The sequence below is a fragment of the Streptomyces sp. NPDC002536 genome (genome assembly GCF_053594995.1).
Window position 1 is genome coordinate 21,378 of sequence record NZ_JBSFWU010000092.1, and the last position, 8,557, is coordinate 29,934.

At 67.5% G+C, this 8,557-nt stretch carries 13 protein-coding genes; 4 read left to right on the forward strand and 9 right to left on the reverse strand.

The window, feature by feature from the left end; all coding sequences use genetic code 11:
* Positions 1-4 precede the first annotated feature (4 nt).
* The 7 genes from ACWD4B_RS27330 to ACWD4B_RS27360 all read right to left on the reverse strand — a co-directional run bounded on the left by ACWD4B_RS27330 (position 5) and on the right by ACWD4B_RS27360 (position 3,032).
* A complete protein-coding gene (locus tag ACWD4B_RS27330) occupies positions 5-490 on the reverse strand; it encodes a hypothetical protein (RefSeq protein ID WP_451423250.1) in 486 nt (161 codons plus the stop codon).
* Positions 487-1,239 carry an exonuclease domain-containing protein gene (locus tag ACWD4B_RS27335; protein WP_451423251.1) on the reverse strand — a complete coding sequence of 251 codons (753 nt, stop codon included), beginning with the start codon at positions 1,237-1,239 and terminating at the stop codon, positions 487-489. Before ACWD4B_RS27335 ends, ACWD4B_RS27330 begins: the two co-directional genes overlap by 4 nt.
* A complete protein-coding gene (locus tag ACWD4B_RS27340) occupies positions 1,236-1,361 on the reverse strand; it encodes a hypothetical protein (protein WP_451423252.1) in 126 nt (41 codons plus the stop codon). The genes ACWD4B_RS27335 and ACWD4B_RS27340 overlap by 4 nt, the downstream gene beginning before the upstream one ends.
* On the reverse strand, positions 1,358-1,654 hold the full coding sequence (locus ACWD4B_RS27345; protein WP_451423253.1) for a hypothetical protein: 297 nt from the start codon (positions 1,652-1,654) through the stop codon (positions 1,358-1,360). The genes ACWD4B_RS27340 and ACWD4B_RS27345 overlap by 4 nt, the downstream gene beginning before the upstream one ends.
* 113 nt (positions 1,655-1,767) lie before the next feature.
* A complete protein-coding gene (locus ACWD4B_RS27350; RefSeq protein WP_451423254.1) occupies positions 1,768-2,151 on the reverse strand; it encodes a hypothetical protein in 384 nt (127 codons plus the stop codon).
* Positions 2,148-2,492, reverse strand: a complete 345-nt coding sequence (locus ACWD4B_RS27355) for a WhiB family transcriptional regulator (protein ID WP_451423255.1) — start codon at positions 2,490-2,492, stop codon at positions 2,148-2,150. The genes ACWD4B_RS27350 and ACWD4B_RS27355 overlap by 4 nt, the downstream gene beginning before the upstream one ends.
* Before the next feature lie 174 nt (positions 2,493-2,666).
* Positions 2,667-3,032, reverse strand: a complete 366-nt coding sequence (locus ACWD4B_RS27360; RefSeq protein ID WP_451423256.1) for a hypothetical protein — start codon at positions 3,030-3,032, stop codon at positions 2,667-2,669.
* 388 nt (positions 3,033-3,420) lie between these two features.
* Here ACWD4B_RS27360 and ACWD4B_RS27365 point away from each other — a divergent pair, with 388 nt between their 5' ends.
* Positions 3,421-4,464 (forward strand): XRE family transcriptional regulator, encoded by a 1,044-nt coding sequence (locus tag ACWD4B_RS27365; RefSeq protein WP_451423262.1) that lies wholly within the window; start codon positions 3,421-3,423, stop codon positions 4,462-4,464.
* On the opposite strand, the gene ACWD4B_RS27370 is transcribed toward ACWD4B_RS27365, so the two are convergent.
* Complete coding sequence (locus tag ACWD4B_RS27370) at positions 4,448-5,257, reverse strand: NUDIX domain-containing protein (protein ID WP_451423257.1); 810 nt, start codon at positions 5,255-5,257, stop codon at positions 4,448-4,450. The two genes, ACWD4B_RS27365 and ACWD4B_RS27370, sit on opposite strands and share 17 nt — an antisense overlap.
* A 282-nt stretch (positions 5,258-5,539) precedes the next feature.
* Here ACWD4B_RS27370 and ACWD4B_RS27375 point away from each other — a divergent pair, with 282 nt between their 5' ends.
* Positions 5,540-6,139 carry a hypothetical protein gene (locus tag ACWD4B_RS27375; protein WP_451423258.1) on the forward strand — a complete coding sequence of 200 codons (600 nt, stop codon included), beginning with the start codon at positions 5,540-5,542 and terminating at the stop codon, positions 6,137-6,139.
* 114 nt (positions 6,140-6,253) lie between these two features.
* On the opposite strand, the gene ACWD4B_RS27380 is transcribed toward ACWD4B_RS27375, so the two are convergent.
* Positions 6,254-7,015, reverse strand: coding sequence for a hypothetical protein (locus ACWD4B_RS27380; protein ID WP_451423259.1), 762 nt, complete (start codon positions 7,013-7,015; stop codon positions 6,254-6,256).
* 234 nt (positions 7,016-7,249) lie between these two features.
* Here ACWD4B_RS27380 and ACWD4B_RS27385 point away from each other — a divergent pair, with 234 nt between their 5' ends.
* Both ACWD4B_RS27385 and ACWD4B_RS27390 read left to right on the forward strand, forming a co-directional pair.
* Positions 7,250-7,546 (forward strand): hypothetical protein, encoded by a 297-nt coding sequence (locus ACWD4B_RS27385; RefSeq protein ID WP_451423260.1) that lies wholly within the window; start codon positions 7,250-7,252, stop codon positions 7,544-7,546.
* A 468-nt stretch (positions 7,547-8,014) separates the two neighbouring features.
* A complete protein-coding gene (locus tag ACWD4B_RS27390; RefSeq protein ID WP_336416528.1) occupies positions 8,015-8,419 on the forward strand; it encodes an FKBP-type peptidyl-prolyl cis-trans isomerase in 405 nt (134 codons plus the stop codon).
* Positions 8,420-8,557 lie beyond the last annotated feature (138 nt).

Sequence of the window (8,557 nt, forward strand, 5' to 3'; positions counted from 1 at the left end):
CCGATCACTCCCACGGGGCCTCGTGCCAGCCGGACGGGGTGCACAGCCCCACACACGTCGTGCTGTCGATGCTGCTGAGGATGAAGGCCAGGTCGTACTCGGTGTCGACCACGTCCTCGATGTAGTCGCCGCACTGGCAGGGACGCAGCAAGGTCACCGTGTGCCGGCACCCGCACTCGTCGTCGCCGCAACCGTCGCGCTTGGCCCTGTGCATCAGGAACAGGCCGGCTCCGAGGTGGGCCACCGCCGTCGTGCGGGGGTCCCGCACGCTGCTGGGGTAGCCCTGCCAGGCCTCGGCAGGCAGAACCTTGCCGAGGAGGCTCCAGAACCTGTTCAGGACGAAGTTGCTCGCGGTGATCGCCGCGGCCTGGCGCTCGTAGGCCTGCCGGCTCCGGCGACGCTCAGCGAGGGTGCGGTCGGCCCGGCGCCGGTAGTCGGCAGCGAGCTCCAGGAGGTGCGCGAGCGAGGTGTTGGGGGTGGTCCCGGTCATCGTGCGGCTCCTTCCGAGGAGTTGGCGGAGGTGGTGGTGTGGGGGACGTACGGCCAGGCGGGCTCGACGTAGGCGTTGGGGTTGCTGCGGCGCAGGTAGGCCTGGAGGCTGACGGCCTGCTCCGCGGCCCGGGCGACCTGCAGGGCGTGCAGGGTGCGCGGGTCCATGGCGCCGAGCCGGGGGTAGAGGTGGCCGAAGCGCCAGGCCAGGCGCGCGGCGGCGAGGGCGTCGGCGGTGGCGTCGTGGGCGCGGTCGTGGCGGACCTTCCAGTGCGCGCACACATCCGGCAGCCGGCGGGAGCCGCGGCGGTAGGGCTGGACCTGCTTGTCGATGACCAATGGGTCGATCACCGGGGCCAGTTCACTGCCCTGTAAGCGCTTGGGCAGGGGGACGAGGTCGTGGCGGCGGCATTCGCGGTCGAGGAGGGTCAGGTCGAAGCGGGCGTTGAAGACGACCAGCGGGTGTCCGTCGCCCATGAGCGACGCAAGCAGGCCCGTGATCTCCCCGATCGCCTCCGCGGCCGGCCGTCCCTCGGCGCGGGCGCGGTCGGTGGTGATGCCGTGCACGGCCGTCGCCTCGGCGGGGATGTCGGTGTCGGGGTTGATGAGCCAGGTGGTCACCTGCGGGTCCGCGCCGTCGCCGACCGCGGCCACGGTGGCCGCGACCAGGCGGTCGGTGTCCCAGTTGGTTCCGGTGGTCTCGGTGTCGAAGGCGATCAGGCGGCCGTCGGGCCAGGAGAAGGTGCTCACTGCGGGCCTCCGTTCAGGTAGTTGGGGTGGCAGGTGTGGGTGCGGGCGGCGCGGCGGGCCGCGTACGGGCGGCGGTAGGAGCGGCGCCAGCCGCACACCCGACAGCGGGTCCGGGCACTCACGCGATCCGCCTTCCCACCAGCGGCGCCCCGGCCGGGCCGAGGGCCTCGAAGGCCTGGGAGGTCAGCTGCGGCGTGTACTCCGGGAGCGCGTCCAGGCGGTCGAGGGCGTCGACGAGGACGGACAGAGCCTCCGTCTCTCCGTTCCAGGACGCGATCACGGCGGTGCGGGCGGCGGCCAGGAGCTCGGCGTGCTCGTGGCGCAACTCGGCCAACTGGCCCTGCAACTGGGTGGTGTAGCGGGTCAGCGAGGCGATGGTCGGCCTGGGCGGGCGGGACCGGTCGGGGATGGACATAGAGGGCGGCCTCCAGACGAAGTGAGCAGCGCCCCGGGCCTGCGCGAGCAGGGCGAACCACAGGCCGGACAGGCCCGGCGGCGCTGGGGAAGGTCAGATGGGCTGGGAGGGAATCAGCGGCGGCGCGTCAGCCGCTGGGGCTGGGCCTGGTCGCGGAGCAGGGAGCGCAGCACCACGGCGGCAACCGTCAGGGCGAGCGCGGCGGTGGCGACGGATGCGGCCACCACGGCAACGGACAGCAGCAGCGCGACCAGGACGACGCCGACGACCAGGGCGCCGGCCGCACCGGCGGCCACGGCGGTAGTCGGCGACCAGCGCACCGCACCACGCGAGGCGGGAGCGGCGCTGCGGTCGCACTGGCACACCGCGCAGTGATGACCGACCGCCGGCGGCGGGACGGGCACCGGGTAGACCTGTCGCCCGTAGGCGTCCAGAACGACCGGTACCGGCTCCTGCCCGTACGGCTGCGAGGACGAGTGCGGGAGATGGAAGCTCATGCCACTCGCCCCTTCCTGCGCCGCGCCGCGCGCTCGTCGGCCGTCAGGCCACCGAAGACGCCGTGCTCTTCCCCGTTGGTCAGGGCCCGCGCCCGGCAGGCCTTGCGCACGGGGCAGGAGCGGCAGATCTCCTTCGCGGCGTCGACCGCGCACGGGTGGTTGTCGAAGAACAGTTCCGGGTCCGTCCCGGCACACGCCGCGCCGTCCAGGACCGCCAGAGCCACACCCTCGACCGCCGGACCGCCCGGGCGCCGCAGCCGGTGCGACACCCAACGCGACTTGGCGATCTGCAGGTGCGGGTGACGCAGCCCGCGGACCGCGTGCTCGTAGGTGCGCGGCATCTCAGCGCACCTCCGCACGCTCGACACGCGAGGTGGGCGACCACTCGTGCCCGCAGGAACCGCACATCTCACGGGCCGCCGTACGGCACCGCGAGACCTGCACCCCGTGACCACAGCGCGGGCACCGGGCGGCACGGCACACCGGCCGCCGCTCGAAGCCGACGAAGGCCGGCATCACGCCGACACCTCGGCCACCCGCACCGGGTCGGTGGCCACGGACACCGCCGCGAAGACCACCACGTCCAGACCCTGCAGCCGGCCGCGCGCCTCGAAGTGCCACCCGTTGCCGGACATGGCCTTCAGGTGCGTGTCCGAACCCAGCGCCCTGGCCACACGCGCCACGGACGGGAACATCAACTGGGACGGGAGGAAGGCAAACTGCAGCATGACACTGTCGGTGTGGACCGTCAGCGACGGCGCGGGCAACTCGGGGAACTTGTCCAGGAACACCGCCACCTTCGCCAGCGCCGTCGTCAGCTCGAAGGCCGACGGCACGGAGGCGGACTGGCGCCTGGGCAAGGGCGTACGCTGATTGGGCATCGTTGAACTCCTCTGACCGGGATGCGATGCAGGGCCCGCGGGTGGCAGCCCGCGGGTTCATTTGCGCCCTCATCTGGTGCGCACCAGTAGCGTGCTCCTGGTGCGCACCAGATGCAAGGGCATGTGCTCAAGAACTTTTGAACTCGCCGTTCCTGCGCACTTCTATGGAAGCGTCAGAGCCAACGCTCCGGTAGCCAACAGGGGTTAACCCTCTTCCTGTTAACCCCTCCCGACCTGCTGCTATGTGAGGCATCCTGCTGTGAGGACCTAACAGGCGGGCACTGTGGGGGCGTTGATAGTGGCTGAGGGACTGCGACAGGCCCGGTCGGCACGAGGCTGGTCACAGGAACGGCTCGTGCGTGAAATCGAACATCACGCACGACAGCACATGCTGGACGTGGCCTCGACGGCCAGTCTGCGCGTCTACGTGTCCGAGTGGGAGAACGGGAAGCGTGCCATCTCCCGAAGGTACGCAGCCATCCTGCGGGCCCTGCTCGGCATCACGGACCGCGAGTTGCTGGGTGAGCGTTCTTCGGTGGAGCCATCGCCCCTCGCCGGCGGTTACGACGACCTGGTGAGCCGCATTGACTCGGCTCGGAGCGTAAGCCTGTCCATGGTGAAGACGTTCATGGATCAGACCGAGCTGCTCCGGACCGTGGACAGGCAGATGGGGGCCGCTGGCCTCGTGGATCAGATGGCGGGGCACCTTGCGAGGCTCGAGGACGCCCTGACCTTCGCGGTGCTTCCGGATACTCGCCGCCCCGTGGCGCGCGCATTGGCTGGCGCGGCGACGCTCGCCGCCTGGCAGGCGCTCGACGTTGGTGCAGTGGAACGTGCCTGGCGGCACTACGAGTTGGGCAAGCGCGCCGCCCAGGAGGCGGACGAGCCCATGTATCTCGCGCACGCGATGGCCGAGCAGGCGTACGTACTGTGTGACGCGGGCCGCCCCGAGCTTGCCGTTGATCTCGTACAAGATGCTTGGCGAGTCGGCGGCAGTCGGATGTCACCGCGGCTTCAGGCCTGGCTGCATGCAGCGGAAGCAGAGGTCTGCGCTCGCGCCGGCCGGGCGGACGACTGCCGTAGGTCGATCGATAAGGCTGCGGCCTGCCTGCCTGATGGGGAGGAAGCTCGTGACCCCGACATGCTGAGCATCTTCCTCAATGGTGGCCACCTGGAGCGATGGCGCGGGAATGCTCTTGCCATCCTGGGCGATGACGAAGCGGTCGGCAGTCTCTACGCTGCGCTGGAGGCGCTAGACCCCACGTTCATCCGGGCAACATCGGGACTGCGATGCGACCTCGCTCAAGCTCACCTTGCGCGCGAAGAGTTCGACCAGGCGCAGGATCACTTGCGGCAGGCACGGCTGCTGGCGAGCCGCACCGGATCGGTGCGGCACCGTCGGCGGATCGAGCAGCTCACTGAGCGGCTGTAGCGGTGCCCGCCTGCCGGTTCGCCAGCAGGTGGAGCAGGGCTACGAGCGTTCCCGAGCCCATCAGTTCGCCACGGGACATGAGCCCCGGGATGTCCGCCAGGGGAACCCAGGCAACGTGGCCCGCCTCTTCCACGTCCGTCGGGTCGCCGATGTGCTGGGCGCCGTGGCCGACGAAGATCTCGTGCGGGGAGTCGACCATGCCGACCATGGGCTGATAGGTGACCACGTGCTCCACTGCAGTCGGCCGCCAGCCGGTTTCTTCCTCGGTCTCACGCAGCGCGGTGGTGAGGGCGTCCTCTCCGGCGTCCACGATGCCGCCCGGGAGTTCCCATCCCCACTTGTCGGGCACAAAGCGGTAGCGCCACAGCATGAGCACGCGGTCTTGATCGTCAACCACGGCGGTGATGGCGACGTGGTGCAGGCGTACCACGTGGTGCTCGAAGCGCTCGACGCCCGGCGGCTCGACATCGACGAGGTCGAGCTTCACCCAGCGGTTGTCGTAGATGGTCCGCTCGCCGTGGATCTGCCACGCTTCCAGCTCGCCGGGAGGGTTGACGGTCATGCTGTCGTCGCCGGCTCCGGCGGGCGATGACACGGTGTACGAACTGCGGCCGCGCACCTCCAGGACGCCCTCAGCGATGAGCCGAGCGAGCACCTGCCGCAGTGCGGTACGTCCGATGTCGAGCTGCTCGACGAGCGTGCGCTCCGACGGAAGCTTGTCCCCGGGCGAGAGCTTCCCTGAACTGATCCACTCCCGGATCGTTCTGTCGACCCGCGCCGTCTTCGGTCCCATCCGCTGAGCGCACCCCCGGTTCGGTAACTGGCGCGGACCAGCGTATCTGTCACCGCGGATGCCGAACAGGCCCTGTGGTCGTGGCCGGCCAGTGCCCGGCTGGACAGTGTGCCAGGCCGCCAGCGTGGGGCTTGATCTTGCGGAGGGGAGGCGGCCATTTCAATCAGGCGCAGCAGCGGGCTGTCGGCGAGGTCGAGATGGGTTCAAGCGTTTGGCAGTCGTCAGCACCGTGGCTCGGGCATCCTCTGGGCCGTGGACACGTGGCGGCGGCGAGGAGGAGCCATGGGGTATCAGACCGAAGAGTTCGGGGCATCACATGAGGGCAAGGCCAGCGCGGTCTTGGCCGACGGGAGCGAGCCCAAGCCGGTCTACTTCGACGGCGCGAGCACTATTGGGCGGTATCTCAGCGACTGGTGGGTCTACGACGGCACGTTGGGTGCCCCGCGGGCGACCCATCTGCGGGGCTCCTGCTCGTGTGGCTGGCGCGGCGACGGCCTCTACCCGATCGACTGGGCGCTGGCTGCTGAGAGCCGGCACAACATCGACACCTCCGGTGCGTGCGACGACTGGGAGCGGCACGTCAGCGAGGTTGAGTCACGATCGGTGCCACTGCCCGCGGGTCTGGACGATCTGCTGGAGCGACTGAACGAGCAGTTGGCCAGCTTGGCCACCGAGGCGCCACTGGCCGCACTGAAAGCCGTGGCCGCCCTCGAACGCACCGCTGCGGACATCGGGCGCACAGCTGTCCACAACGTGGAGGCCGACGATCTGACATGGGAAGAGATCGGAACAGGTCTGGGGCTGACCGAGAACGAAGCCCGCTCACGCCTAAGCCGCTACAGCTTTGGACACTGCTCGGGCAGGGGCTGGCACGTCGTGTGACTGACTATTCCGGTAGGTGTGCGGGGTCAAGTGGGTCTCGCCAACGGACTTGGACAGCTCGAACATCCGCCTTTGCCCAGAACAGGTCATCCGAGATCATCAACCGGAATCATTTTAGAGAAGCTCCTTAAAGGCGATCTCCAGGAACGGGCCAACCAGGCCAGGATCCGACACATTCGCATCTATACACAGAGCACCAGGTCGAACCCTAGAGGGCGTTTCCAGGTCTCCGTCCGATGCCCATCGGTGAGGTTGCGTTTGCACTTGAACCCAGCCATCGATTGGCGAGTCGGACAACATCTCGGGCAATACATGCCCCCACAGATCGACCGTCACAGGGTCATAGCAGAAGTCCAGGCTTAGCCCAGCATGGCGGGGTGAAATTTCAGACCCGCTACCAAATACCAGAGAGACATCCTTGATCGGCGCAAGCAAAGGCGACGTCCCACGCAAAAACCACCAAACAACCTCGCAGTAGTCTTGACACTCCTCCAGGCTGGGCGGCTCGGCGCTATCATGCTCTACAGCATTCCTCAACTGTCGCATGCGACGCAGCATGCGCTGCCGAATAACCCCCCAAGATTCCAAGAGACCAAGCCACCCTTGATCCCTGCACTGAGGGTACTGCTTGAAGTTGTAGATCGCATTCAAGTGATCAAGTCGGGTCTGCATAGCCCTCTTTAGGGCTAAAACAGCATCAATTCGGTCGAATCTATTGAGGTGGTTCTTGATCCTATACTCTGCATGAATAAAGGAGGAATCGGCGCGACGCTTTAAATCGACACCCTCGCCACCCATCCCCTCACGACTAGAGCCGTCGAAACTGGCATCAGCAAAGTCGACGCAGAACCACCACGACTTTCTCTTCTCACCCACAATTTTCATCGTAGCGTTAACACGGCAGGCGCGTGCATGAATTTGACAGGCTCGCGCGGTCGGTGCGCCACCTCATCACGCGACCCAAGTGGCATTTGACATTGGTTGGTGGGGGCCGTGACAGCACGGGACAGTTTGCGCCACTTGACGCACACAATCGGCCAACTGTCGGCCAACACGGCGCCCAATCCGCTGTGATGAGCACACACCCGCCCCCGTCGGAGGAGGAAGCACATGCCCAAACCTCACTCGGAGATCTTGGTTCCGGTCCCCCGCGCGGAGGGCTCGTGGAACATGCGGTGGCAGCTCACGTGCCCCGCCTGCGGCAGTGATGTTGTGGACCGAGCAGGCTACGCGCCGGACCATGAAGCGGTCACCGTGCATCCGGACCGGGATGAATACGACAGCCCGCTGGGGACACGCGGCGGCTACGTCCGCATAGATCTTGAATGCGGAGAAGGTCATGGTTTCGCCTTTATAGTCGGCAATCACAAAGGCGCGGAGTTTGTTGGCGTTGTCCCCAACGTCTGAGGCTGACTGACCAAGATCCGGGCCATACGCGGGCCAGCGCCCGCCATCGAGCCCCAACCAGCTGCTGCTCCGCAGGTCAGCCAACCAACCAGCCCAACACCCCAAGCAGACGAAGAACCTGCTCGTGTCGTACTCGCCGAAGAAGCTCGGCTTCTTCTAGGGGAGTTGGGAGGGCCTCCGACCTGCACAGAAGCAGGTCGGAGGCCCATGGCTGCAAGCGAAGGCACTGACACGCCGCAGCTGGCAACTCAGGGCATATGCGCCAGTGTGTCTCACCTGCATCCCGGCCTCGACCAGGGCGTCGGTCACAGTCCGGGCCGCAAACCCATTGCCCGAGCACGTGTGGCCGCTGGATCCGATGTGCTCCGGGAATCGGCATCCTCGGTAGCGTGACCATCTGCTGCATGAGGTGCCCACGTGTCCGGCTGGTCCGTGCGGGGGCTTTCGACGGAGAGTGATGGGGCTGCAATGAGTGAACTGACGAAGCCCGAGGTCGACGTTCCGGAGGGCGATGCTCCTACCGAGCTGACCATCCGGGACCTGGTCGTCGGGGACGGGGCCGAGGTGAAGCCGGGCATGGTGGTCAGGGTCCACTATGTCGGGGTGACCTTCGAGTCCGGGAAGGAGTTCGATGCCTCCTGGGACCGGGGCCAGCCGTTCAAGTTCGCCCTGGGCAGTGGCAGGGTCATCAAGGGCTGGGACCGGGGGGTGAGGGGGATGAAGGTCGGCGGTCGGCGCGAGATCATCGTTCCCCCGCGTCTCGGCTACGGCAAGCAGTCGCCCTCGCCGTTGATCCCGCCGGGCTCGACCCTGGTCTTCGTGGTGGACCTGCTCGACTCGTATTCCAGCACAGCCGGGTGGAGCAACGCCTAGGGCCTGTCCGGCGGATCTTCGTCGCGCGGCACCGCAGCGCCCTGTCAGGGGCGCGGGGAACTGCGCGATCAGCCACGACGCGCCCGCAGTCGAGGTTCTCGGGGCTTCGCCCCGGACCCCAGGGGCAATGCGTCGGCT